Origin of the sequence: Dactylosporangium sp. CA-092794, from assembly GCF_050948465.1 — a bacterium.
Lineage (GTDB): Bacteria > Actinomycetota > Actinomycetes > Mycobacteriales > Micromonosporaceae > Dactylosporangium.
The window spans coordinates 12,926,044-12,950,939 of the sequence record NZ_CP192044.1; the positions used below are offsets into that span (position 1 = coordinate 12,926,044).

The 24,896-nt window shown below is 73.6% G+C and carries 17 protein-coding genes and 1 pseudogene; 11 read left to right on the top strand and 7 right to left on the bottom strand.

Annotation, left to right across the window (positions count from 1 at the left end; genetic code table 11):
• The first annotated feature begins 8 nt into the window (after positions 1–8).
• Positions 9–269, top strand: coding sequence for an IS66 family transposase (locus ACQPXD_RS56110; protein WP_432827772.1), 261 nt, complete (start codon positions 9–11; stop codon positions 267–269).
• A 1,286-nt stretch (positions 270–1,555) separates the two neighbouring features.
• Here ACQPXD_RS56110 and ACQPXD_RS56115 read toward each other — a convergent pair.
• The 4 genes and pseudogenes from ACQPXD_RS56115 to dnaK all read right to left on the bottom strand — a co-directional run bounded on the left by ACQPXD_RS56115 (position 1,556) and on the right by dnaK (position 5,752).
• A complete protein-coding gene (locus ACQPXD_RS56115; RefSeq protein WP_432844338.1) occupies positions 1,556–1,990 on the bottom strand; it encodes a heat shock protein transcriptional repressor HspR in 435 nt (144 codons plus the stop codon).
• Between the two features lie 7 nt (positions 1,991–1,997).
• Positions 1,998–3,224, bottom strand: a complete 1,227-nt coding sequence (gene dnaJ, locus ACQPXD_RS56120; protein WP_432833404.1) for a molecular chaperone DnaJ — start codon at positions 3,222–3,224, stop codon at positions 1,998–2,000.
• 24 nt (positions 3,225–3,248) lie between these two features.
• Positions 3,249–3,881, bottom strand: a pseudogene (gene grpE, locus ACQPXD_RS56125) (nucleotide exchange factor GrpE); the annotation flags it as partial.
• Between the two features lie 14 nt (positions 3,882–3,895).
• Positions 3,896–5,752 carry a molecular chaperone DnaK gene (gene dnaK / locus ACQPXD_RS56130; protein ID WP_432833406.1) on the bottom strand — a complete coding sequence of 619 codons (1,857 nt, stop codon included), beginning with the start codon at positions 5,750–5,752 and terminating at the stop codon, positions 3,896–3,898.
• A 348-nt stretch (positions 5,753–6,100) separates the two neighbouring features.
• On the opposite strand from dnaK, the gene ACQPXD_RS56135 reads away from it, so the two are divergent.
• From ACQPXD_RS56135 to ACQPXD_RS56180, 10 genes are all read left to right on the top strand, one after another.
• Positions 6,101–7,825 (top strand): ABC transporter, encoded by a 1,725-nt coding sequence (locus ACQPXD_RS56135; RefSeq protein WP_432833408.1) that lies wholly within the window; start codon positions 6,101–6,103, stop codon positions 7,823–7,825.
• Positions 7,822–9,489 carry a GTPase gene (locus ACQPXD_RS56140; RefSeq protein ID WP_432833410.1) on the top strand — a complete coding sequence of 556 codons (1,668 nt, stop codon included), beginning with the start codon at positions 7,822–7,824 and terminating at the stop codon, positions 9,487–9,489. Before ACQPXD_RS56135 ends, ACQPXD_RS56140 begins: the two co-directional genes overlap by 4 nt.
• Positions 9,464–9,904 carry a hypothetical protein gene (locus tag ACQPXD_RS56145; RefSeq protein ID WP_432833412.1) on the top strand — a complete coding sequence of 147 codons (441 nt, stop codon included), beginning with the start codon at positions 9,464–9,466 and terminating at the stop codon, positions 9,902–9,904. The genes ACQPXD_RS56140 and ACQPXD_RS56145 overlap by 26 nt, the downstream gene beginning before the upstream one ends.
• Positions 9,904–10,764 carry a fructosamine kinase family protein gene (locus tag ACQPXD_RS56150; RefSeq protein ID WP_432833414.1) on the top strand — a complete coding sequence of 287 codons (861 nt, stop codon included), beginning with the start codon at positions 9,904–9,906 and terminating at the stop codon, positions 10,762–10,764. Before ACQPXD_RS56145 ends, ACQPXD_RS56150 begins: the two co-directional genes overlap by 1 nt.
• 32 nt (positions 10,765–10,796) lie before the next feature.
• Positions 10,797–11,837 (top strand): GTP 3',8-cyclase MoaA, encoded by a 1,041-nt coding sequence (moaA, locus tag ACQPXD_RS56155; RefSeq protein WP_432833416.1) that lies wholly within the window; start codon positions 10,797–10,799, stop codon positions 11,835–11,837.
• Positions 11,838–11,845: 8 nt separating this feature from the next.
• The gene (locus tag ACQPXD_RS56160) at positions 11,846–12,082 is read left to right on the top strand and encodes a MoaD/ThiS family protein (RefSeq protein ID WP_432833418.1); all 237 of its coding nucleotides are present in this window, start codon (positions 11,846–11,848) and stop codon (positions 12,080–12,082) included.
• Positions 12,083–12,086: 4 nt separating this feature from the next.
• A complete protein-coding gene (locus tag ACQPXD_RS56165; protein WP_432833420.1) occupies positions 12,087–13,283 on the top strand; it encodes a metallophosphoesterase in 1,197 nt (398 codons plus the stop codon).
• Between the two features lie 21 nt (positions 13,284–13,304).
• Positions 13,305–16,523 carry a UvrD-helicase domain-containing protein gene (locus ACQPXD_RS56170; protein ID WP_432833422.1) on the top strand — a complete coding sequence of 1,073 codons (3,219 nt, stop codon included), beginning with the start codon at positions 13,305–13,307 and terminating at the stop codon, positions 16,521–16,523.
• A 116-nt stretch (positions 16,524–16,639) separates the two neighbouring features.
• The gene (locus ACQPXD_RS56175) at positions 16,640–17,524 is read left to right on the top strand and encodes an LppU/SCO3897 family protein (protein WP_432833424.1); all 885 of its coding nucleotides are present in this window, start codon (positions 16,640–16,642) and stop codon (positions 17,522–17,524) included.
• Positions 17,525–17,772: 248 nt separating this feature from the next.
• On the top strand, positions 17,773–18,981 hold the full coding sequence (locus tag ACQPXD_RS56180) for an ATP-binding protein (RefSeq protein ID WP_432833426.1): 1,209 nt from the start codon (positions 17,773–17,775) through the stop codon (positions 18,979–18,981).
• An 839-nt stretch (positions 18,982–19,820) separates the two neighbouring features.
• Here the strand turns inward: ACQPXD_RS56180 and ACQPXD_RS56185 are convergent.
• The 3 genes from ACQPXD_RS56185 to ACQPXD_RS56195 form a co-directional block, all read right to left on the bottom strand.
• Entirely contained in the window at positions 19,821–21,050 is a 1,230-nt protein-coding gene (locus tag ACQPXD_RS56185) for a VWA domain-containing protein (protein ID WP_432833428.1), read from the bottom strand.
• Positions 21,051–21,148: 98 nt separating this feature from the next.
• Positions 21,149–23,752 carry a DUF5682 family protein gene (locus ACQPXD_RS56190; RefSeq protein ID WP_432833430.1) on the bottom strand — a complete coding sequence of 868 codons (2,604 nt, stop codon included), beginning with the start codon at positions 23,750–23,752 and terminating at the stop codon, positions 21,149–21,151.
• A complete protein-coding gene (locus ACQPXD_RS56195; RefSeq protein ID WP_432833432.1) occupies positions 23,742–24,872 on the bottom strand; it encodes an ATP-binding protein in 1,131 nt (376 codons plus the stop codon). The genes ACQPXD_RS56190 and ACQPXD_RS56195 overlap by 11 nt, the downstream gene beginning before the upstream one ends.
• Positions 24,873–24,896: the final 24 nt, after the last annotated feature.

Consider the following 24,896-nt stretch of genomic DNA (forward strand, 5'->3'; position numbering starts at 1 on the left):
TCGACCGGATGCACGGATTCCGGCGCGAGATCTGGCGCTTCGCCCACACCTTCACCGTCCCGTTCGACAACAACCAAGCCGAACGCGACATCCGCATGGTCAAAATCCAGCAGAAGATCTCCGGCGGCTGGCGCACCCCCCACGGCGCCCAGCACTGGCTGACCGTGCGCAGCTACGTCTCCACCGTGCGCAAAAACGGCCTGCACGTCCTCACCGCCCTGCGCGACGCCCTCACCGGCAACGCCTGGCTCCCACCCCAACCTGAATAGTTACCTTCTAGTCGCTGCGCTGTGCAGCGCCGGCCGTGTGGGATCGCGGTCGCCTGGAGGCGTAGGCCGAACATCGCGGTGGTGGCGGGTATGGCGGCTCCGGGCGGCAGTGGGCGCGGCCCCCTGATTGCGCCTCCGGCGCAGGGGCTGGGCTTCCTGTCGCGCCTCCGGCGCGGTGGCTGGGCTTCCTGTCGCGCCTCCGGCGCAGGGGCTGGGGTTTTTGTTGCGCCTCCGGCGCATTTGGCTGGGGGCCGAAAGCTAGCCACGCGCGACTCCGTCGCGGCGCTAACCCTGGGGGGTTCCCACCCCAGACCCCCCATGGCCGCTGCGCGACCACTTCTTCCCGCGCTGCGCGCCCCTGCGTCCTGGGCGCGGTCGCCTATCGCGCCTCCGGCGCCGTGGGCGCCGTCACTTGTCGCGCCTCCGGCGCGGTGGGCGCGGTCCCTGATTGCGCCTCCGGCGCAGTCGGTGCGGCCCCTGATTGCGCCTCCGGCGCAGGGGCTGGGGTTTTTGTTGCGCCTCCGGCGCATTTGGCTGGGGTCCGAAAGCTAGCCACGCGCGACTCCGTCGCGGCGCTAACCCTGGGGGGTTCCCACCCCAGACCCCCCATGGCCGCTGCGCGACCACTTCTTCCCGCGCTGCGCGCCCCTGCGTCCTGGGCGCGGTCCCCTGTTGCGCCTCCGGCGCCGTGGGCGCCGTCACTTGTCGCGCCTCCGGCGCGGTTGGCGCGGTCCCTGATTGCGCCTCCGGCGCAGTGGGTGCGGCCCCTGATTGCGCCTCCGGCGCGGTCGGTGCGGTCCCTGATTGCGCCTCCGGCGCAGTCGGTGCGGTCCCTGATTGCGCCTCCGGCGCGGTGGCTGGGGTTTTTGTTGCGCCTCCGGCGCATTTGGCTGGGGTCCGAAAGCTAGCCACGCGCGACTCCGTCGCGGCGCTAACCCTGGGGGGTTCCCACCCCAGACCCCCCATGGCCGCTGCGCGACCACTCTTTCTGCGCTGCGCGCCCCTGACGTCCCAGTTGCGGTCGCCTATCGCGCCTCCGGCGCCGTGGGCGCCGTGGGCGCCGTCCCCTGTTGCGCCTCCGGCGCTGTGGGCGCCGTCCCCCTGTTGCGCCTCCGGGGCGGTGGGTGCGGTCGCTTGTTGCGCCTTTGGCGCGCGGCGGGAACGCCGAGGGGCGGCTCCGTCTTGGAGACGCCCCTCGGGTGACCACACCCCTGCGCCGTGGCTCGGTCAGCCTCCGGGCCGGCGGCGCTTGTTCCCGACTTGGGGTTGCCCCCTTGGCGGGGGTGTCAAACGTTCTTCGTCGGGCGCCAGACGACCAGGGCCGTCTGGTGCTGGGGGGATGGGACCAGGTCGCGGCGGGGGAAGACCGTCGCTTCCATCTGGGCGAGTCTCGTCCTCGTGCGGAGCAGCTCGGCCTCGAGCTCCACCACCCGCTGGCGGAGGTCGCCGACCAGGCCCTCCAGCTCGATGATCCGCTTGATGCCGGCCAGGTTGACGCCCTCCTCCTGGCTCAGCCGCTGCACCTCGCGCAGGAGCGCCACGTCGCGCTCGCTGTAGCGGCGGCCGCCGCCGGCGGTGCGGCCGGGCTGCACCAGGCCCATGCGGTCGTACTGCCGCAAGGTCTGCGGGTGCATCCCGGCCTGCCGGGCCGCGATGGAGATGATCAGCACCTTCGCGTCGGAGACCGCTCCGAAGCTGAGGAAGACCTCGGTGCGGTCCATGCCGTCGTCATCGTTGTTCATAGCTGCTGCGCTCCCGTGCGATCGCGTCGAGCCGCTCGCGGGGGGCGGGCGGTCCGGCGGACGCATAGTCGGACAGGGCCTTCCGGGCCGCCTCGGACAGCTCGGACGGCACGTGAACGTCGATGGTGACGAGCAGGTCACCGACGTTGCCGTCGCGCCGGGCGACGCCCTTGCCGCGCACCCGCAGCGTCCGGCCGCTCGGCGTGCCCGGAGGCACCCGCAGCGTCACGGACGAGTCGAGCGTCGGCACGCGCAGGTCGGCACCGAGGACCGCCTCCGCGAACGTCACCGGCACCGTCAGCGTCAGGTCGTCGCCACTGCGGCCGAAGACCGGATCGGGACGGACCTTGATGAGCACGAACAGGTCGCCGGGCGACCCGCCCCGGGTGCCCGGCTCGCCCCGGCCGGCCAGCCGGATGCGCTGGCCGTCGGAGACGCCGGCGGGGATCCGCACGTTGATCGTGCGGGTCTTGGTGACCCCGCCGGTGCCATGGCACTCCGGGCACTTCTCGTCGACGATGGTGCCCACGCCCTGGCACTCGCGGCAGGGCTCGGTGAAGCTGAACGAGCCCTGGTTGCTGCTCACGACCCCCATGCCGCGGCACTTGGGGCACGCCCGCGGGGACGTGCCCGGCGCCGCGCCGTTGCCGTCGCAGGTCTCGCAGGTGCCGGGCGTGCGCAGCGTGATCGGCAGCGTCGCGCCCTGCACGGCGTCGGCGAAGTTGAGCACGACCTCGGTCTCGACGTCACGCCCGCGGCTTCGGCGGCCGACCGTCGGCCCGCCTCCGCCACCACCCGAAAAGATCGAGCTGAACAGGTCCGAGAAGCCGGCGCCGCCGAAGCGGCGGTCGCCGCCGGCGGGCGTGCCGCCGCGAGGGCCGGCCGCGCCGTTGCCGAACAGGTCGGAGAAGTCGAACCCGGGACCGCCCGCCCCGGCCGGGCCGCCGGCCCGGGCGTTGCGGCGGAACTGGCCCGCCCCGAACAGCGACCGCATCTCGTCGTACTCTTTGCGCCGCGCCGGGTCGGAGAGCACGTCATAGGCCTCCGACACCGCCTTGAACCGCTCCTCGGCCGCCGCGTTGTTCGGGTTGCGGTCGGGGTGCAGCTCGCGGGCGAGCTTGCGGTACGCCTTCTTGATCTCGTCGGTGGGAGCGGATTTGGTGACGCCCAGAACCGCGTAGAAATCCTTCTCCAACCAGTCCTTCGAACTCATTGCGCCACCTCCTCCAGCGTTCGTCTACTCCGGGTCGGCAACCGCGACCAGCGCCGGTCGCAGCAGCCGCTCGCCGAGGAGGTAGCCGCGGCGCATCACGTCGATGCAGGTTGGCTCGCTCACTTCAGTCGAGGTCAGGTGGGCCACCGCCTCGTGGCGGGTCGGGTCGAACGGGTCGCCCTTGGCCCCGAAGACGGTCAGCCCGAACTTGCTCAACGCGGCGATCAGCTGATCCGCCACCGCCCCGAACGGCCCGACCAGGTCACCGTGTTCACGGGCCCGGTCGAGGTCGTCGAGGACGGGCAGCAGCGCGCCGAGCACATTGGCGCTCGCCTGCTCGACGACCAGCGCCCGGTCGCGGTCGACCCGCTTGCGGTAGTTGGCGTACTCGGCGGTGACCCGCTGCAGGTCCCGCGTGCGCTCGTCGAGCTCGGTGCGCAGGGCCGCCAGCTCCGCGCCCAGCCCGTGCTGGTGCGCGTCGTCGGTCGTGCCCTGCGCCGCCGCCTGGTTCGGTCCGCCCGCCGGGGCGTGCATCGTGAACTCCTCGTCCACGATCTCGCCCTCGACCGGCTTCTCCTCTTCCGGCTCCTCAGTGGCCTCGGTCGTCATATCGATATCGTCGACGACGTCGGCCTCAGGCGCCTCCGGCGCGGCCGGCTCCCTGGCATCCGTCACTTCTTGTTGTCCTCGTCGATGATCTCGGCGTCGACCACGTCCTCGGGACCGCTGCCCGCCTGAGCGCCGGCGCTCGTGCCGCCGGTGGCGCCGCTCGCGTCGCCCGCGGCCTGCTGCCGCTGCTGCTCGTAGAGGGCGCTGCCGGCCTGCTGGGAGACCTGGGCCAGCTTCTCGTGCGCGGCCTTGATCCGCTCGGTGTCGTTGCCGCCGAGCGCGCTGCGCAGGTCGCCGAGCGCCTCGTTCATCTGCTCCTTGGCGTCGGCGGGGATCTTGTCGCCGCTCTCGGCCAGGAACTTCTCGGTCTGCCACTGCAGGGCCTCGGCGAGGTTGCGGGTCTCGGCCTCCTCGCGGCGGCGCTTGTCCTCGTCGGCGTGGTCCTGCGCGTCGCGCATCATCCGCTCGATGTCGTCCTTCGGCAGCGCCGAGCCGCCGGTGATCGTCATCGACTGCTCCTTGCCCGTGCCCAGGTCCTTGGCGGACACGTGCACGATGCCGTTGGCGTCGATGTCGAAGGTGACCTCGATCTGCGGGACGCCGCGCGGCGCCGGCGGGATGCCGGTCAGCTCGAAGGTGCCGAGGCGCTTGTTGTACGCCGCCATCTCCCGCTCGCCCTGGAAGACCTGGATGAGCACGGAGGGCTGGTTGTCGTCGGCGGTCGTGTAGACCTCGGAGCGCTTGGTCGGGATGGTCGTGTTGCGCTCGACCAGCTTGTGCATGATGCCGCCCTTGGTCTCGATGCCCAGCGACAGCGGGGTGACATCGAGCAGCAGGACGTCCTTGACCTCGCCCTTGAGCACGCCGGCCTGCAGGGCGGCGCCGACGGCGACGACCTCGTCCGGGTTGACGCCCTTGTTGGGCTCCTTGCCGGTGAGCTGCTTGACCAGGTCGGTCACCGCGGGCATGCGGGTCGAGCCGCCGACCAGGATGACGTGGTCGAGCTTGGCCACGTTGACGCCGGCGTCCTTGATCGCCTGCTCGAACGGCACCTTGGTGCGGTCCAGCAGGTCCTGCGTCATCCGCTGGAACTCCGAACGCGAGAGCTGGGTGTCCAGGTGCAGCGGGCCGTCGGGGCCGGCGGTGATGTACGGCAGGTTGATCGAGGTGGTGGTCGCCGCGGACAACTCGATCTTGGCCTTCTCGGCCGCCTCGCGCAGCCGCTGCATGGCCATCTTGTCGGCCGACAGGTCGATGCCGTGCTGGCCGCGGAAGGTCTTGATCAGGTGATCGATGATGCGCTCGTCCCAGTCGTCACCACCGAGGTGGTTGTCGCCGGAGGTCGACTTGACCTCCACGACGCCCTCGGCGAGCTCGAGGACGGACACGTCGAAGGTGCCGCCGCCGAGGTCGAAGACCAGAACGGTCTGCTCCTTGGAGCCCTTGTCCAGGCCGTACGCGAGCGCGGCGGCGGTGGGCTCGTTGACGATGCGCAGCACGTTGAACCCGGCGATCTCGCCGGCCTCCTTGGTGGCGGTGCGCTGCGCGTCGTTGAAGTATGCCGGCACGGTGATGACCGCGTCGGTGATCTGCTCGCCGAGGTAGGCCTCGGCGTCGCGCTTGAGCTTCATGAGGACCCGCGCGGAGATCTCCTGCGGGGTGTACTTCTTACCGTCGATGTCGATGGCCCAGTTGGTGCCCATCTCGCGCTTGACGGAGCGGATGGTCCGGTCCGGGTTGGTGACGGCCTGCCGCTTGGCGACCTCACCGACGAGGACCTCGCCGTTGCGGGCGAACGCGACGATCGACGGCGTCGTGCGCGCACCCTCGGCGTTAGCGATGACGCTGGGCTCGCCGCCCTCCAGGACACTGACCACCGAGTTGGTGGTTCCGAGGTCGATGCCGACCGCACGTGCCATAGCTTCCTGACCTCCATGCGGCAGTCGGCGCGGACGCCGGCTGCGAAGTTGAGTGACTGTCACTCAATAGTGCCACGAGACTCTCGATCGTCAAGTGGAACCTTGAGTCTGACAGACGCAACCCCGGCGGCCTCCGGGTGATTCCCGGGAGTGGTTGCGCTCGATCACATCGATGCTCACGCTCGTTCCATAGCGCTCACGGGCCGTATCGTGCACGCTTTACCCGTGACCACACAGGGCGAGTCGCTGTCCGCCCGGTCGACGATCCCTGCCCAAACGGCGGATGATCGCTCAACCGGTCGGCCCCCACGCCCCGAGGACGGCCGGACACCGCAGGAGGAAGGCCGCATGCCGCGCCAGCGGGAGCCGGAGCAGCCGCTCGTGAGCGCGCTCGTCGAGCTGCGCGACACGGTGAAGGGCGGCCGTTACGCCCTGCCCCTGCCCAGCGCCGAGCGGGCCGGCACGGTGGCGGCCGCGATGGCCGCCCAGCTCGACGACTACCTGCTGCCCCGGCTGGAGCGGCTCGACGCCCCGCTGCTGGTGGTGGTCGGCGGATCCACCGGCGCCGGCAAGTCCACGCTGGTCAACAGCCTGGTCCGGACCCCGATCAGCCCGGCCGGGGTGCTGCGGCCGACCACCCGGGCCCCGGTGCTGGTCTGCAACCCGGCCGACATGTCCTGGTTCACCCGGGCCAACCTGCTGCCCACGCTCACCCGCACCAGCGGGCCGAGCGGCGACCCCCGCACGCTGCAGGTCGTGCCGGCCCCGGCGCTGAGCCCGGGGCTGGCCCTGCTCGACGCGCCGGACATCGACTCGGTCGTGGAGGCCAACCGGCAGCTGGCCGGGCAGCTGCTCGCCGCCGCCGACCTGTGGCTGTTCGTCACCACCGCGGCCCGCTACGCCGACGCCGTGCCCTGGGGATTGCTGCGCACCGCGCGCAACCGGGGCACCGCCGTCGCGCTCGTGCTCGACCGGGTGCCCGGCGGCGGCGCCGCCGACGAGATCGGCCCGCACCTGGCGGGCATGCTGCGCGAGCAGGACCTGGGCGGGGTGCCGCTGTTCGCCCTGCCGGAGGCCCGCCTGGACAGCCAGGGGCTGCTCGGTGAGGAGCAGATCGGGCGGCTGCGCGACTGGCTGGGCCGGCTCGCGCGCGACGCCGAGGCGCGGGCGGCGGTGGTCCGCCAGACGGTCGGCGGGGCCATCGACGCGCTCACCGTGGACGTGATCATCCTGGCCGCCGCCGCCGAGGACCAGCTCGCGGCCGCGCGGGCGCTGGGCGACGCGGTCCACACCGCCTACCGCGCCGCGACCGAGTCGGTGGACATGGGCATCCACGACGGCGCGCTGCTGCGCGGCGAGGTGCTGGCCCGCTGGCAGGAGCTGGTCGGTACCGGCGACATCATGAGAGCCCTGCAGGCCCGCGTCGGCAAGCTGCGCGACCGCGCGGTCGCGGCGCTCACCGGGCGCCCGGCGCCGGGCGAGCGCTTCCAGGAGGCCCTCGGCTCGGGGCTCGCCGTGCTGCTCAAGGGCGCCGCGACCGACGCCGCCGAGCGGGCCGGCACGGCCTGGCGGGCGCATCCGGCCGGGGCGGTGCTGCTGGAGGCCGCGCCCAACCTGGTGCACCCGTCCGACGACCTCGACGAGCGCATCGACCGGCTCATCCGGGACTGGCAGCGCTCCGTGCTCGAGCTGGTCCGCGGCGAGGCCGGGGACAAGCGGGTGATCGCCAAGGCCAGCGCATACGCGGTCAACGCCACCGGCCTGCTGGTCATGGTCAGCGTCTTCGCGGCCACCGCGTTCATCCCCACCGGCGCGGAGATCGCGGTCGCCGGCGGCACCACGATCGCGGCCCAGAAGCTGCTCGAGGCGATCTTCGGCGACCAGGCGGTGCGCTCGCTCGCCACGCGCGCCCGGCAGGAACTCGAGGAGCGGGTCGCCGCGCTGCTCGACGACGAGGCCGCCCGGTTCCGCACCGCGCTGGCCGGCGCCGGCGTCGACGGGGAGCTGTCGCCCCGGCTGCGCGCGCTCAGCAGCGCCATCCATCACGCCCGGCCGGAGGTCGACCGCACATGAGCATCGTGGAGCGGGTGAAGCAGCTGGTGCCGCGGCAGCCGGTGAACGCCGACCGCCTGGCCGCCCGGGTCGAGGCGCTGCAGCGGTTCGTCGCCGCGGCCGAGGGCCACGTGCCCGAGGAGCAGCTGGTGCCCGCCCGCACGGTGATCGACCGGGCCGGCGAGCGGCTCGCGCTGTCCCGCGCGCACACCGTGATCGCGCTCGCCGGCGCCACCGGCAGCGGCAAGTCCAGCCTGTTCAACGCGGTCTCCGGCTTCCAGCTGTCCCGGGTCGGCGTGCGCCGGCCGACGACCGGCGTCGCCCACGCCTGCGTGTGGGGGCAGGAGGGCGCCGGGCCGCTGCTGGACTGGCTCGGCGTGCCGCCCAACCGGCGGTTCACCCGGGAGAGCGCGCTGGACGGCGACGACCAGGCCGCCCTGCGCGGGCTGGTCCTGCTCGACCTGCCCGACTTCGACTCGGTCGAGGAGCGGCACCGCATCGAGGTCGACCGGCTGCTGCGCCTGGTCGACCTGGTCGTGTGGGTGCTCGACCCGCAGAAGTACGCCGACCGCGTGGTCCACGAGCGCTACCTCAACCAGTTCCAGCGGCACCGTGACATCACCGTGGTCGTGCTCAACCAGGCCGACCGGCTCACCCGCGCCGACGCCGAGCGGATCATCGAGGACCTGCGCCGGCTGCTCGACGCCGACGGCCTGGGCGAGGTGCCCACGTTCGCCACCTCGGCGAAGGGCCAGCCCGGCCTGGCCCGGCTGCGCACCGGGCTGGAGCGCACGGTCGCGGCCCGGCTCGCCGCGCTGCTGCGCCTGGACGCCGACGTCACCGACGCGGTGGCGGGCCTGCAGCCACTGGTGGCCTCCGGGGCGAAGGTTTCCCCGGAGGTACCGCCGGAGACCGTCGACCGGCTGGCCCGGGCGCTCTCCGACGCCGCCGGCGCGCCAATCGTCGCCGCCGCGACCGAGCGCACCTACCGCCACCGCGCGGCGGGCTCGCTGGGCTGGCCGGTGCTGCGCTGGGCCCGCCGGCTGCGCCCAGACCCGCTGCGCCGCCTGCACCTGGACACCAAGCCGGCGCCGCGCCCCGACGCCACCTCCCTGCCCGAGTCGACCGCCGCGCAGAAGGCCGCGGTCACGCTCGCCTCGCGGGAGGTCGCCGCGGCCGCCGCCAAGGGCCTGCCGGAGCCGTGGCCGGCCGCGGTCTCCGCGGCGGCGCGCTCACGGGTGGACGACGTGCCCGACGCGCTGGACGTCGCGGTCGCGACCACGACCGGCGAGCTGGGCCTGGCCCGGCGGCCGATGTGGTGGCGGCTCGTCGGCGCGCTGCAGTGGCTCGGCGCCGCGGCCGCCCTGGCCGGGCTGGTCTGGCTGGCGGTGCGGGCGGTGTTCGCCTTCCTCGGCCTGCCCGACATCAGCGGGCCCGCGCTGGGCGGGTCGGGCGGCCTGCCGCTGGCGACCGTGCTGCTCGCCGGCGGCCTGCTGTTCGGCGCGCTGCTCGCGGTGGTGGTGCGGCCCTTTGCCGCCGTCGCGGCGCGGCGGGCCCGGGCCCGGGCCGAGCGCCGGCTGCGCGAGTCCATCGCCGCGGTGGCGGTCACGCACATCGTCGAGCCTGTGCAGGATGTCCTGCGCTCGTACGATGACGCGCGTGAAGCCCTCGCTGCCGCCGCCTAGCCTCCTGCGCCCGGTCCGCCGGCTGGGCTTCGGCCTCCTCGGGCTGCTCAACCTCGGCTGGGGCGGCTGGGCGGTGGCAGTGCCGGGGCGGTTCTACGCCACGTTTCCCGGGTTCGGCCTGCACTGGACCGCGGCCTACCCGCCGTACAACCAACATCTGATCATCGATCTGGGCGCCACCATGCTGACCCTGGCCGTGCTGTTCCTCGGCGCGGCGATCGTGGACCGCCCGGCGGTCAGCTGGCTCGCCGGGATCGCCACGTCCGTGTTCGGCACCCTGCACTTCGGCTACCACTTCCTGCACGGCGGGCAGATGGGCACCGCCGACCGGGCGATGAGCCTGCTCAGCCTGGTCGCCGGGGCGCTGGCACCGCCCCTGCTCGCCGCCACCCACCACCTGGAGAAGCCCCGCTGATGGACCTTTCGTACTTGCGGGAGCACCCGGCCCAGCTGCCCGTCTTCATCCAGCACCAGCGCATCCGGGAGACGCCGGTCGCGGGCGGCTCGATCTGCGTCGCCCAGCGGCTCACCCTCGACGACGGCAACTCGGTCTTCGCCAAGTCGCTCGCCGACCCGCCGGAGGGCTTCTTCGCCGCCGAGGCGGCCGGCCTGCGCTGGCTGCGCGCGGCGGGCGGCGCGCCGGTCCCGGAGATCATCGCGGAGCTGCCCGGCATGCTCGCCCTGGAGTGGATCGACCACGGCGAGGCCACCCCGCGCGGCGCCGAGGAGCTCGGCCGGGGGCTCGCGCACACGCACCGGGCGGGTGCGGAGACGTTCGGGGCGCCCTGGCCCGGGTACATCGGCGCGCTCCCGCTGCCCAACGAGCCATCGACCCTGCCGTGGGGCCCGTGGTTCGCCCGGTTCCGCCTGCAGCCGTTCCTGGAGGCCTCCACCGGGGCGCTGACCAGCGACGACATCGCCGGCGTCGAGCGGGTGATGTCCGAGATTTCGGGGTACGGCGGGGATGAGCCGCCTTCGCGCGTCCACGGCGACCTGTGGCCGGGCAACGTGCTGTGGGACCGTGACGGGCGGGCCTGGCTGGTCGACCCGGCCGCGCACGGCGGCCACCGGGAGACCGACCTGGCCCTGCTCGGCCTGTGGGGCGGGGTCGCACACTACGACCGGCTGCTGGCCGCCTACCGGGAGTCGTGGCCGCTGGCCGACGGGTGGCGCGAGCGGCAGCCGCTGCACCGGCTCTATCTGATGCTCGTCCATACCGCGCTGTTCGGCGCCGCTTACGGGGAGTCGGTCCGATCGCTCCTTCGCGCACTCTGAATGCGGGCGCTCGTTCGGGTACCGTTCGGGGCATGACCCAATCGGTGCCGCTTGAGCCACCCGGGGCCGGCCTGGCCGACCGGCACGGCCGCGTGGCGACCGACCTGCGGGTCTCCCTGACCGACCGGTGCAACCTGCGCTGCACCTACTGCATGCCGGCCGAGGGCCTGGACTGGCTGCCCAACCCCACGCTGCTCACCGACGAGGAGGTCGTGCGGCTGATCGACGTCGCCGTGCACCGCCTCGGCGTCACCGACGTGCGGTTCACCGGCGGCGAGCCGCTGCTGCGCCGCGGGCTGATCGAGATCGTCCGCGCGGTCCGCGCGCTGCCCGGCCGCCCGCGCACCATGCTCACCACCAACGGCATCGGCCTGGCCCGGCTGGCCGCGCCGCTGGCCGAGGCCGGCCTCGACCGGGTGAATGTCTCGCTCGACACCACCGACCCGACGCGGTTCAAGGCGCTCACCCGCCGGGACCGGCACGCCGACGTGGTCGCCGGGCTGGCCGCCGCGGCCGAGGCGGGCCTGCTGCCGGTGAAGATGAACGCGGTGCTGCTGCGGGGCGTGAACGACGACGAGGCCGTCGCCCTGCTGCGCTTCGCCCTGGAGCGCGGCTACGAGCTGCGCTTCATCGAGCAGATGCCGCTCGACGCCGGCCACACCTGGCGCCGCGAGCAGATGGTCACCGGCGCCGACATCCTGGCCCAGCTGCGCGCCGCCTTCACCCTGCACCCCGACCCGGGCGCCCGCGGCGGCGCACCGGCCGAGACCTGGCTGGTCGAGGGGCACACCGGCGTCGGCGGCCGCCCGGCGAAGGTCGGCGTGATCGCGAGTGTCTCCAGCCCGTTCTGCGGCGCCTGCGACCGCACCCGGCTCACCGCCGACGGCGCGGTGCGCTCGTGCCTGTTCAGCCAGGAGGAGACCGACCTGCGCGGGGCCCTGCGCGCCGGGGCCAACGACGAGGAGCTCGCCGACCTGTGGCGCAAGGCGATGTGGGGCAAGCCGGCCGGGCACGGCATCAACGACCCGCGCTTCCTGCAGCCCGCCCGGCCGATGTCCGCGATCGGAGGCTGACCGCACTCGTGCTGCTCGTGCGCTATTTCGCCGGGGCCCGGGCGGCCGCAGGCGTCCCCGAGGAGAAGGTCGCGGCGGCCACGCTGGGCGAGCTGGAGGCGGCGATCACCGCCGACCGGCCGCGGCTGGCCGCGGTCCTGACCGCCTGCTCGTTCCTGGTCGACGGCACGTCGTGGCGGGACCGCGAGGCGCTGCTGCCGGACGCCGCCACGGTCGACGTCCTGCCCCCCTTCGCGGGCGGCTGACCGGGTGCTCGTCGTCCTGCTGGCGGTGGTGCTCCTCATCACCGCCCTCCTGCATTGGTACCTGTGGAAGCGCCTGGTCAAGGACACCACCCGCACGCGGCGGGGGCGCCGGATCGGCACCGTCGTCGTCGTGCTGCTGGCCCTGGTGATTCCGGCGACGCTGACCCTCTCCCGGGCGCTGCCGCACTCCCGGCAGGTGCTGGTTGCGTGGCCGGGCTTCCTGTGGCTGGCGCTCATGTTCTACCTGCTCGTGACGCTCCTGCTGCTGGAGATCCCGCGCCTGGCGCTGCGTCTCCCGCGGCCTTCCTCGCCATTTAACCGAAATATCGTAGATGTCCGTTATGAAGTGGCGGACATTTCCGGTCCCGAGCCTCAGGTCGATGCCGGGCGGCGACTGCTGCTCGGGCGGTCACTCGCCGTCACCGCCGGGGTGCTGTCGGCGGGAGCCGTCGGCATCGGCGTATACCAGGCGCTCGGGGCTCCGAAGCTCAAGCGGGTGCCGATCCGGCTGGCCAAGCTGCCGGCAAGCATGGAGGGCTTCCGCATCGCGCTGGTCTCAGACATCCACCTCGGGCCGCTGCTCGGGCGGGCGCATACCGAGCGGATCGTGCGCATGATCAACGAGGTGGACGCCGACCTCGTGGCCGTGGTCGGGGATCTCGTCGACGGCAGCGTCGCCGAGCTCGGGCCGGCCGCCGAGCCGCTGCAGGACCTGCGGGCCCGGCGCGGGAGCTTCTTCGTGACCGGCAACCACGAGTACTTCTCCGGTTATCAAGCGTGGATCGACGAGGTCAACTCGCTGGGCGTGCGCGTGCTGCGCAACGAGCGGGTCGAGGTGCTCGGGCTCGACCTGGCCGGCGTCAACGACGTGACCGGCGGCAGCGTCGGCGACGGGCCCGACTACGCCCGGGCGCTGGACGGCCGGGACGCCGCGCGGCCCGTCGTGCTGCTCGCGCACCAGCCGGTCCAGGCGCACGAGGCGGCCCGCCACGGCGTCGACCTGCAGCTGTCCGGGCACACCCACGGCGGGCAGATGGTGCCGTTCAACCTGCTCGTCGGGCTCCAGCAGCCGGTGGTGGCGGGGCTGGGCCGGGTCGACGGGACGCAGGTGTACGTCACCCGCGGCGCCGGATTCTGGGGCCCGCCGGTGCGCTTCGGTGCACCGCCGGACATCTCGGTCGTCGTACTGCACGGCGCGTAACCGGCGCCGCCCGGCGGCTCTGTGGCAGGATGCAGCGTGCCCTCGAACGCCGCTGCTGAGTCGTATGTCGCGGATCTCCACATTCACTCCCGCTACTCGCGAGCCTGCAGCCGCGACCTCAGCATCGAGACGCTCACCTGGTGGGCCCGGCGCAAGGGCATCGCGCTGCTCGGCACCGGCGACTTCACCCACCCGGCCTGGCACGACCACCTGCGTGAGGCGCTCGTCCCGGCCGAGCCGGGACTCTTCCGGCTGCACCCGGACCGCGAGGCGGACATCCTGCGCCGGCTGCCGGCCCGGCTGGGCGTGGCCGAGCGGGCCGTGCGGTTCATGCTGTCGGTGGAGATCTCCACGATCTACAAGCGCGGCGACCGTACCCGCAAGGTCCATCACCTGATCTACCAGCCCGACTTCGAGGCGGCCGGCCGGTTCAACACCGCGCTGGGCCGCATCGGCAACCTGGGCTCCGACGGCCGGCCGATCCTCGGGCTCGACTCCCGCGACCTGCTGGAGATCACGCTGGAGGCGAGCCCGGACGGGTTCCTGGTGCCGGCGCACATCTGGACGCCGTGGTTCTCCGCGCTCGGCTCGAAGTCGGGCTTCGACGCGATCGCCGACTGCTACGCCGACCTGGCCGAGCACATCTTCGCCGTGGAGACCGGCCTGTCCTCCGACCCGGAGATGAACTGGCGGGTGTCATCGCTCGACCGGTACCGGCTGGTCTCCAACTCCGACGCCCACTCCGCGCCGGCGCTGGCCCGGGAGGCGACGGTGCTCGACGGCGAGCTGTCGTACCTGGGCGTCCGCGACGCGCTACGCACCGGCGAGGGCCTGGCGGGGACGATCGAGTTCTTCCCCGAGGAGGGCAAGTACCACGCCGACGGGCACCGGTCCTGCGACGTCAACTGGCCGCCCGCCCGCACCCGCGAGGCGCAGGGGCGCTGCCCGGAGTGCGGCAAGCCGCTGACCGTCGGGGTCCTGCACCGCGTCGAGGAGCTCGCCGACCGGCCGGAGGGGTTCGTGCCGCCGGGCGCGCCGGGCGTGACCCACCTGATCCAGCTGCACGAGATCCTGGGCGAGATCAATGGGGTCGGGCCGAAGTCGAAGACGGTCGACGAGAAGCTCGCGACGCTCGTCGCGGAGCTTGGCTCGGAGCTGTCGATCCTGCGCGAGGTGCCGGTCGACGAGGTCACCCGGGCCGGCGGGGAGCTGCTCGGGGAGGGCATCGCGCGGCTGCGGCGCGGCCAGGTGCACCGCACGCCCGGCTATGACGGCGAGTACGGCGTGATCCGCCTCTTCGAGCCCGCCGAGCTGCGGGGGAACGCGCACGAGGACGCCCTGTTCGACGTACCGACGCCGGCTCTTCCAAAACAGCGCAAAGCGGAAGCGGCCCCGAAGCAGCAGGCCCGGCGGCGCCCCAGACCCGTGGAAGAGGCGCCGCCGCCACCGATCGCGCCGCCGCCGTCGCCGCACGAGCCCCTCGAACCGATGCTCGCCGGCATGGAGGAGGTCGGCACCGGCCTGCTCGACCGGCTCGACGCGCTGCAGCGGGTGGCCGCCTCCGCGCCCGGCGGCCCGCTGCTGATCGTGGCCGGCCCCGGCACCGGCAAGACCCGGACGCTGACGCACCGCATCGCGTATCTGTGCGCCGAGCTGGGCGTGTTCCCCGAGGAGTGCCTGGCGATCACGTTCACCCGCCGCGCCGCGGAGGAGCTGCGCGAGCGGCTGGAGGGGCTGCTCGGCCCGGTGACCGAGGCGGTGACCGTCTCGACGTTCCACGCGCTGGGCCTGTCGATCCTGCGGGAGAACGCGGCGGCGGTCGGGCTGACCCCGCAGTTCCGCATCGCCGAGGAGGCCGACCTGCTCGCCGCGCTCGATCCGCTGTCGGAGCGCGAGGCGCGCAAGGCACTGACGGCGATGGAGCCGGCCACCCGGGAGTCGCTGGCCAAGGCGCTGCGGGCGCGCGACCTGGTGTCGCTGGACGAGCTGCTCACGCTTTCCGTGCAGCTGCTCGGCGAGACGCCGGCGCTGATCGAGCGGTACCGCGCGCGCTGGCGATGGATCTTCGTGGACGAGTACCAGGACGTCGACCCGGTGCAGTACGAGCTGCTGCGCCTGCTGTGCCCGCCGGGCGGCAACCTCTGCGCGATCGGCGACCCGGACCAGGCCATCTACTCCTTCCGCGGCGCCGAGGTCTCCTTCTTCCTGCGTTTCACCGGCGACTTCTCCACCCGCGACGTCGACGCCCGGGTGGTCCGGCTGACCCGCAACTACCGCTCGTCCGCGCCGATCCTCGCCGCCGCCGTGCAGGCGATCGCGCCGACGACGCTGGTGCCCGGCCGCCGGCTCGACCCGGCCCGGCTCGACCTGGAGGCGCCGATGGTCGGGCTGTATCCGGCCGTCTCGGTCGCCGACGAGGCCGACTTCGTCGTGCGTACCGTCGACGAGCTGGTCGGCGGCCTGACCCACCGCTCGCTCGACGGACGGGTCGACCCCCGGGCCGCGGTCGGGGCCATGTCGTTCTCCGACTTCGCCGTGCTCTACCGCACCGACGCCCAGGCCGCGCCCATCGTCGACGCGCTGTCGCGGGCCGGCGTGCCGGTGCAGAAGCGCTCCCACGACCGGCTGCTCGACCGGCCCGGCGTCGCGGCGATCGCCCGCGAGCTGCGCTTCGCCGACGGCCTCGGCGGCTCGATCGCGGCCCGGGTGCGCCTGGCCGGCCAGGTCGTCGCCGGGCGCTGCGGTCAGCTCGACAGCGATCTGATCGGGCTCAGCGAGGCCGACGTGTGGAACGCGGTCGACCTGATGACCCCGCTCGCCCTGCGGGCCGGCAGCGACCTCGACGAGTTCCTCGGCGCACTGGCCACCGGAGCCGAGGTCGACGGCTGGGACCCGCGGGCGGACCGGGTCAACCTGCTGACCCTGCACGCCTCGAAGGGCCTGGAGTTCCCGGTCGTGTTCCTGGTCGGCTGCGAGGACGGCCTGCTGCCGCTGCGGCCGTTCGCCGGCGCCCGCCAATCGGAGGACGACGTCGCCGAGGAGCGCCGGCTGTTCTTCGTCGGCCTGACCCGCGCCCAGGACCGGCTGTTCGTCTCGCACAGCCGCAGCCGGTTCCGCTACGGGTCGGATCGGGAGATGGCGCCGTCGCCGTTCCTGTCCACGATCGACCCGGGCCTGCTGGAGCGGCGCGGCCCGGCGGCGCCGCGCAAACCGAAGGACCGCCAGCTCCGCCTGATCTGAACCCTGGTTGGCGCGAATCCGTGAGGTCGAGGGGGGCCTGGATGGCGCTACCGTAGCTGCATTGACGCCGATAGGCTCACGACGCCGACCACCGGCCGCAGGACCAGGAGGAGATCATGTCGGGTTATGGACCGCCGGGCGGACCGTCCCGGGGCCAGCCCCAGGACCCATGGCAGCAGGGCGGTCAGGACCCCTACGGAGCGCCGGAGCAGGACGGCGGCGGCTACGGCCAGGGCGGCGGCTATGGCAACCAGGGGTACAACAACCAGGGCTATGGCAACCAGGGTGGCTACGGCGACCAGGGCGGCGGATACGGCCAGGGCGGCTACGGCGATCAGGGCTACGGCAACCAGGGGTATGGCAACCAGGGCTATGACGACCGGCGCGGGTACGGCGACGACCGTACCTACCAGCAGCCGGGCGGCTACCAGCCCTATGGCGGCAACGACCCGACCGGCTACCGCGACGAGCCGCAGTGGGGCCCCGGCCAGCAGTCCGCGCCCCCGCCGCCGGAGAAGAAGCGCTCGGGCGGCATGATCGCGCTGGTCGCCTTCCTCGTGCTGCTGCTGTGCGGTGGTGGCGGCGTGGGCGTCTACTACTTCGTGCTCAAGGGCAACAACAAGAGCGACACCACCTCCTCGGGCTCCCAGCCCACGTCGGGGGCCAACCCGTCCGCCGGCGCGAGCGGCGACGCCGGCGCGGCCAACGGCGCCAGCGCCGCGCCGACGGCGAGCGCCAGCAAGCCGGGCGGCGGCGTCCAGGCCGGCGACGCGGGGACGGTGAAGACCGGCGAATGCCTCAAGAACGTCGGCACCGACAACGACCACCCGAAGATGCAGAAGGTGCAGTGCGGCCCGGGCACTTACGAGGTGCTCAAGCGGATCACCGGCACCACCGACAAGAACAAGTGCGAAGGCACCCAGGGGTACTCGCACAACTACTTCTTCGACAGCCCCGTCGACTCGCAGGACTTCGTGCTCTGCCTGAAGCTGCGCAGCTGACCAGCCCCTTTCGCGACCGGCCCGGGCCACCGCCCGGGCCGGCGTGTTTTCGGCCCCCCTTGCGACGGGCTCCCCGCGGGGTGTAGTACATTAGTTCGAGCCTGCCATCGAACGCGCGTTCGATGGGTCCTTATAAGGCTGTCTTGCGCATGCGCTAGACAGCCGTAGATGTTCCACGACGACACGCCGTAGAGCTTTCTCTACGCGGTTCTAGCGTGCGCGCTAGAGAGCCCGATAATGTGCGATTCGTGGATCCGGTTCGCAACCCGTATGCCCCCGGCGCCGGCCAGCGCCCGCCGGAGCTCGCCGGCCGCGACCGCGAGCTGCACGCCTTCGAGGTGGTGCTGGAGCGGGTCGCCCGGGGCCGCCCGGAGCGTTCGCTGATGCTCACCGGCCTGCGCGGTGTCGGCAAGACCGTGCTGCTCAACACGCTGCGCTCGGAGGCGATCTCGCACCTGTGGGGCACCGGCAAGATCGAGGCGCGCCCCGACCAGTCGCTGCGCCGCCCGGTCTCCGCCGCCCTGCACATGGCGGTCCGCGAGCTCGCGCCGCACCACCGCGCGCCGGACCGGATCGACGAGTTCCTGGGCGTGCTCAAGGCGTTCGCGCTGCGCGAGGACCCGCGCAAGCCCCCGTCGAAGCTGCGCGACCGCTGGCAGCCCGGCATCGACGTGCCGGCCGCGACCGGCCGGGCCGACTCCGGCGACATCGAGATCGACCTGGTCGAGCTGTTCACCGACGCGGCGAGCGTGGCCACCGACGTGGGCACGGGCGTGGCACTGTTCATCGACGAACTACAGGACCTGGCGGCCGACGACATCTCGGCGCTGTGCGCGGCCTGCCACGAGCTGTCACAGACCGGCGCTCCGCTGATCGTCGTCGGCGCGGGGCTGCCGCACGTGCCGGCGCTGCTGTCGGCCTCCAAGTCGTATTCGGAGCGCCTGTTCAAGTACCAGCGCATCGACCGCCTGGACCGCATCGCCGCCGACCTGGCCCTGACCGCACCGGCCGAGCGCGAGGAGGTCGAGTACGAGGCGAAGGCGCTCGACGCGCTCTACGAGGCCTCCGGCGGCTACCCGTACTTCGTCCAGGCCTACGGCAAGGCCACCTGGGACAACGCGCCACGCTCCCCTATCACCGCCGCCGACGTGCGGGTCGCCGCCCCGGAGGCGGAGGCGGAACTGGCAGTCGGCTTCTTCGGCTCCCGCTACGAGCGCGCCACCCCCGCCGAGCGCGAGTACATGCGCACAATGGCAGCGCTGTTACCGGCCGTCGACGTCTCGGAGGCGGTGCCGACCGCGGAGATCGCCCGCACCCTGGAGCGCCGCCCGGCCAGCCTGTCTCCGGCCCGCGACGCCCTGATCAAGAAGGGCCTGATCTACTCCGGCGAACGCGGCACGGTCGCCTTCACGGTCCCCCACTTCGCCCGCTACCTGCGCACTCAACCAACCGAGTAGCCCCCCCACCCCACGTAGCCCCCCGCCCCGCAGGCCGCCGTGCGCCTCCGCCGCACGTCTCAGCCGCCTGAGCACCAAGGACGCAGCCACGCGCGGACCCGCACACATCACGGCCCGCGCCACACCCTGCGGCCCGCTTGCGGCGGCCAGCGCCTGATCGTGGTGGTTGTTGTTACCGGCTCAGGCGGCGGCCGCCGCGGCTGGCCGTCGCTGGCCGCCGGTGCCGACGCGTGCGGCGGCGCGTGCGGCGGCGCGGCAGGGCGGGCGGTGCGCATGTCTCGCCGCGTCGGGCGACACATGCGATCGGTGTGGCCGGGCGGACGTATGTCTCCGTGATCATGATGCCCGTCGTGCCCGCACCACGGGTTTGCCATGATCCCGGAGACTTTCGGTACACAGGTGTACATGGACACTCCGTGATCATGAAAACCCTTGGTGTCGGCAGCGAGTGCGGCATGATCGCGGAGACTTCTGGTCGCTGCGCTCCACGGCGCGCAGCGTCCCGCTAGGTGGGCGACCTGATCGCGGATCGCTCGCCATACGCCCGGGACGGCGCGGCCATACCGGACCCGCACACATCGCGCCCCGCCCGCAGGTCGCATGCGGCCCGCGCCGCACCCCACGCCCCGCGCCGCGCCAGGCCCGCACCCTGTCCGCGCCGAACCACGGTCGGCCCACGCCGCATCCCACGACCCGCCCCGCGTCTCACGGCCCGCCTGGGACGCGGCGACGCCGGGCCGGCGCAGGGCGCGGTCCGGGCGCGGCCGAGGTGCGGCCACTGGCGGATCCGCGCCTGTCGCGGGTCGGCCCGTCGGCGCGGCGTCGGCCCGTCGGCGCGGTCAAGGTGCGTTCGTCGGGCCTCCGCTCCGCCCGCTGCCGGCGGGCCCGGTCGACTGAGCCGCCGCGGCGCGCTCCATGATCGCGCGTAGGTCGCGGCGCTCGATCGCGGCGGCCATCAGTTCCGGGAACACGTCCGGCGTGCAGGCGAAGGCCGGGACGCCGAGCGCGGCGAGCGCCGCCGCGTTCTCCCGGTCGTAGTCGGGCGCGCCCTCGTCCGACAGCGCCAGCAGCGCGATCACCTGCACGCCGGCCGCCGTCATCGCGGCCACCCGGCGCAGCATCTCCTCGCGGACGCCGCCCTCGTAGAGGTCGCTGATCAACACGAAGATCGTGTCGCGGGGCCGGGTGATGAGCTGCTGGCCGTAGGCGATCGCCCGGTTGATGTCCGTGCCGCCGCCCAGCTGGGTGCCGAACAGCACGTCGACCGGGTCGCTCAGCCGGTCGGTCAGGTCGACCACCGCCGTGTCGAACACGACCAGCGACGTCTTCAGCGAGCGCATCGAGGCCAGCACCGCGGCGAACACGCCGGAGTACACCACCGAGGCGGCCATCGACCCCGACTGGTCCACGCACAGCACGACGTCGCGCTGCACCGCCTGGGCCCGCCGGCCGTAGCCGATCAGCCGCTCGGGCACGATCGTGCGCTGCGCGGCCTGGTAGTGCTTGAGGTTGGCCCGGATCGTGCGGTCCCAGTCGATGTCGTGGTGCCGCGGCCGGTTGATCCGCGCGGCCCGGTTCAGCGCCCCGCTGAGCGCCGTGCGGGTCGGCTGCGCGATCCGCCGCTCCAGCTCGGCGACGACCTTGGCCACCACCTTGCGCGCCGCCCGCTTGCTCTTGTCGGGCATGACCCGGTTCAGCGACAGCAGCGTGCCCACCAGATGGACGTCGGGCTCCACCGCGTCGAGCATCTCCGGCTCGAGCAGCAGCCGGGTCAGGTTGAGCCGCTCGATCGCGTCGGCCTGCATGACCTGCACGACGGTCGAGGGAAAGTACTGCCGGATGTCGCCCAGCCAGCGCGCCACCCGCGGCGCCGACGCCCCCAGTCCCGCCCCGCGCTGCCGGGCCTCGCCGCCGTCCCCGCCACCGTCGTAGAGCGCCCCGAGCGCGGCGTCGACCGCCGCATCGGTACCGCCGAGCGAATACCCGGTCCCCTCGGCCCCCGGCGCCCCACCGAGCGCCAACCGCCACCGCCGCAGCCGCTCCTCATCCGCCGCCAGCTCCTCAGACATTCGGCTCCCTCCTCACCAGCCGGGCCGCGGCCGGCAGCAGCGGCCCGCGGAGCACCACCGCCGGCCGCCGCGACCGCTCCACACCTGCCGCCGGATCGTCAGACATGCAGCTCCCTCCCCAGGAGACGGGCCACGACCGGCAGCAGCAGCGCGCCACGGACCGGATCCACGTCGTCGTCCGCGCCGGCGCCGGACCGTCCGGTGCCGATGTTGGCGGCCCGCTCGCCGATCATGCGGCGCTGCGGTGCCGGATAGCCGCTGAACGTGCGCCGCAGCAGCGGCAGCGCCTCGAGGAACGCCTCCGCCGGTATGCCGCTCAGCCAGGCGTCGACCAGCCCGAGCAGCCGCTCGTCGTGCACCAGCAGCAGCCCGTCGCCGGCCAGGAACCCCTCGATCCACGCCGCCGAGCGGGCCACCGGCACGCCGACCGTCAGCACCAGCGCCATCCGGGCGCCGATCTCGTCGGCGTCGACCGCCCCGGCGTCCAGCAGTAGCCGGTTCATCCGGCCGGTGAGCAGGCCGTGCAGGTCGTCACGGGTGGACAGCCCGGCCAGCACCCCCTGCCAGCGCTCCTGCGCCTCGGCGTCGTCGACCAGGGCGAGCGCCCCCTGGACCCCGTCGATCCGGTCGCGCATCACCGCCGCGGCGGTGTCGTCGAGCCCGCCGACCGCGGCCGGCAGCCCGACGCAGATGCGGGTGATCATGCCGAGCGTGACCCCGCGCAGCGCGGACAGGTCTGTGCCGCGGACGTCGCCGTAGCGCAAGGTGCGCGCCAGCGCCGGCAGCGCTTCCATCAGGTGCGCCACGTCGGCGTCGAGCGCCATCCGCTCGTCGAGCGCGTCGAGCACGCCCGGCAGCGCGTCCGGCAGGTCGGCCAGCAGGCACCGCTCGACCAGCGTCGTGACGTCGGCCAGCGTCGCCGCCGCCGCGGCCTGCTCGGCCACCCGGGCGGTGGCGGCCTCGAGCACGGTCGTGCCGTAGGCACCCGCCTCGACCAGGTCCACCGCGAACTCCGGCTGCCAGGCGATCTCCCACTCCTCGCGGAAGGTCCCCTTCCCCTTGGCCGCGGCCAGCACCTGCCCCCACTCGACGCCGAGCAGCCGGAGCCGGTGCAGCAGCCGGCTGCGCTCGAGGTCGAACGGCTGGCGCAGGTCGAGCCGCAACTCCCGCCGCTCGACCCGGGGCGGCAGCCGCAGCCGCCGCTGGCTGCCGGCCACGTCCTTGGCGATCGGCACCCCGGGCGTGCGGTCCGGCACCCGCCCGAGCCGGTCCCCGACCACGAGCCGCCGGTTGATCAGCGCGAGCCGCAGGTCGTCGCCGTCGCACAGCACCGCCCGCGCCGCGTCGGTCACCTCGGCGAGCCCGGCCAGCGGCCGCCCGCGCATCGTGGCCAGCGCCTCGGCCAGCCGGGTCGCCTCGATGACGTGCGCGCTGGAGACCGGGACGCCGTCCTTGCGCAGCACGCCCGCGGCCCGCACCAGCCACCGCTCGATGACGTGCGCGTCGACCGAGGTGAACAGATGGTGGTACCACCCGGGCGAACGCACCCCGGCCCCGTAGCCCTGCCACGACGCCAGCCGGGCGTGCGTCCACGGCACCCAGGTCATGGCCACCTTGACCTTGGGCAGCCCGCGCACGACCGCCGCATCGGCCGCGGCGGCGGGCAGCGGCCCGGTCAGCGCCGGCACGTGCCAGGCGCCGCAGACGACCGCCACCCGGTCGAACTCCTTGAGCGCCGTCCGCAGCCCGATCCGCATATACGCCTCGCGCCGCTCCTCGTCGACCCGCTCCGCCTCGGGCAGCCGCGGCGCGTGCGCCCGCACGACGCTCATGGCCTCCGCGATCGCCGCAAAGGGCCCGCTCGCCACGGCCAGCTCGGCCTCGTCAATGCTCGGCGCAACCGCGAAAATCCCAACCCCGCCCATCTCCGCAAAATCGGAAATGTCGGAAATGTCGCCTGCCATCCCAAGCCCGCCAGCGCCGGGAGCGCCGACCTCAGCGCCGGGCGGCACCGAGGCTGGACCTCCATCAGGCACGGACGAACCCGCCCCATCCGCCGACCCCGCCGACCCGGCGCCCGGCGGACGCCCGACGGGAGCACCCGGCAAGCGCGAGGCCGCAGCGCCAGCCGGATGCGAGCCGGCCGCACGCACCGACGGCGGGGCGGCCGAGCCAGGAGGCGAGGTGGCCGAGCCAGGAGGCGGAGTGGCCGGCGGCGGAGCGGGTGGAGTGGGGTCGCCGAAGCGGTGTTCGACGACGTCCTCCCACCAGCGCTCCGGGTCGTCGTAGCCGGCGGCCTCGGCGAGCGCCCCGATCGGGTCGAGCCGGACCTCGTCCTCGTCGGAGAGCTGGCCAGCGGCGGCGGCCGGGGAGGCGAGGCGCACGGCGGCGGGCATGTCGATGAAGCGGACCGGGACCTCCCGGGCCACCGCCCACCGGATCGCCTGCCACTCGGGTGAGAACTCGGCGAGCGGCCAGAACGACGCGCGCAGCTTCGGGTCGGCGTTGTCGGCCGGATACGCCAGCAGGGCGACCGGCGCGCGCATGTCCTCGTCGCCGGCATACGGCACCAGGGCGTCGGCCTCAGGCGGGCCCTCGATCAGCACCACGTCGGGCCGGAACGCGGCCAGGGCGCGGCGCACGGCGCGGGCCGAGCCCGGGCCATGGTGGCGCACGCCGAGCAGCAGCGGCTCACTCGCCACGGCGGGCCGCTCGGTAGAAGTCGCGCCAGCCCTCGCGCTCGCGGATGACCGTCTCCAGATACTCCTGCCAGACCACCTGGTCGGAGACCGGGTCCTTGACCACGGCGCCGAGGATGCCCGCGGCCACGTCGCCGGCGCGCAGCACGCCGTCGCCGAAGTGGGCGGCCAGCGCCAGGCCGTTGGTGACGACGGAGATCGCCTCGGCGGTGGACAGGGTGCCGCTGGGCGACTTGAGCTTGGTGCGGCCGTCCTCGGTGACGCCGTTGCGCAGCTCGCGGAAGACGGTGACCACGCGCCGGATCTCGTCGACCGCGGGCGGCAGCTCGGGCAGCTCCAGGGCCTTGCCGAGGGCGGCGACGCGCCGGGCCACGATGTCGACCTCCTCCTCGACGCCGGCCGGCACGGGCAGCACGACCGTGTTGAACCGGCGCCGCAGCGCGGAGGAGAGCTCGTTGACGCCCCGGTCGCGGTCGTTGGCGGTGGCGATGACGTTGAAGCCCTTGCGGGCCTGGACCTCCTGGCCGAGCTCCGGCACCGGGAGGGTCTTCTCGGACAGGATGGTGATGAGCGTGTCCTGCACGTCGGACGGGACGCGGGTCAGCTCCTCGATCCGGGCGATGCGCCCCTCGGCCATGGCGCGCAGCACCGGGCTGGAGACGAGGGCGTCGCGGCTGGGGCCCTCGGCGAGCAGGCGGGCGTAGTTCCACCCGTAGCGGATGGCCTCCTCGGGCGTGCCCGCGGTGCCCTGCACCAGCAGCGTCGAGTCGCCGCTGATGGCCGCGGCCAGGTGCTCCGACACCCAGGTCTTGGCGGTGCCCGGCACGCCGAGCAGCAGCAGCGCCCGGTCGGTGGCGAGGGTGGCGACGGCGACCTCCATGAGGCGGCGGGGCCCGACGTACTTCGGCGTGATGACGGTGCCGTCGGCCGTCTCGCCGCCGAGCAGGTAGGTCACGACGGCGGCCGGGGAGAGCCGCCAGCCCGGCGGCCGGGGCCGCTCGTCGGCGGCGGCGAGCGTCACGAGCTCCTCGGCGAACTCGTCCTCGGCGTGGCGCCGCTGCACCGTCTCGGCGACGGGCGCGCCGTCGACGTGGGCGGCGGTGACATCGACAGTGCTGCTCACGCGAGCTCCTCAAGCGATTCGTGG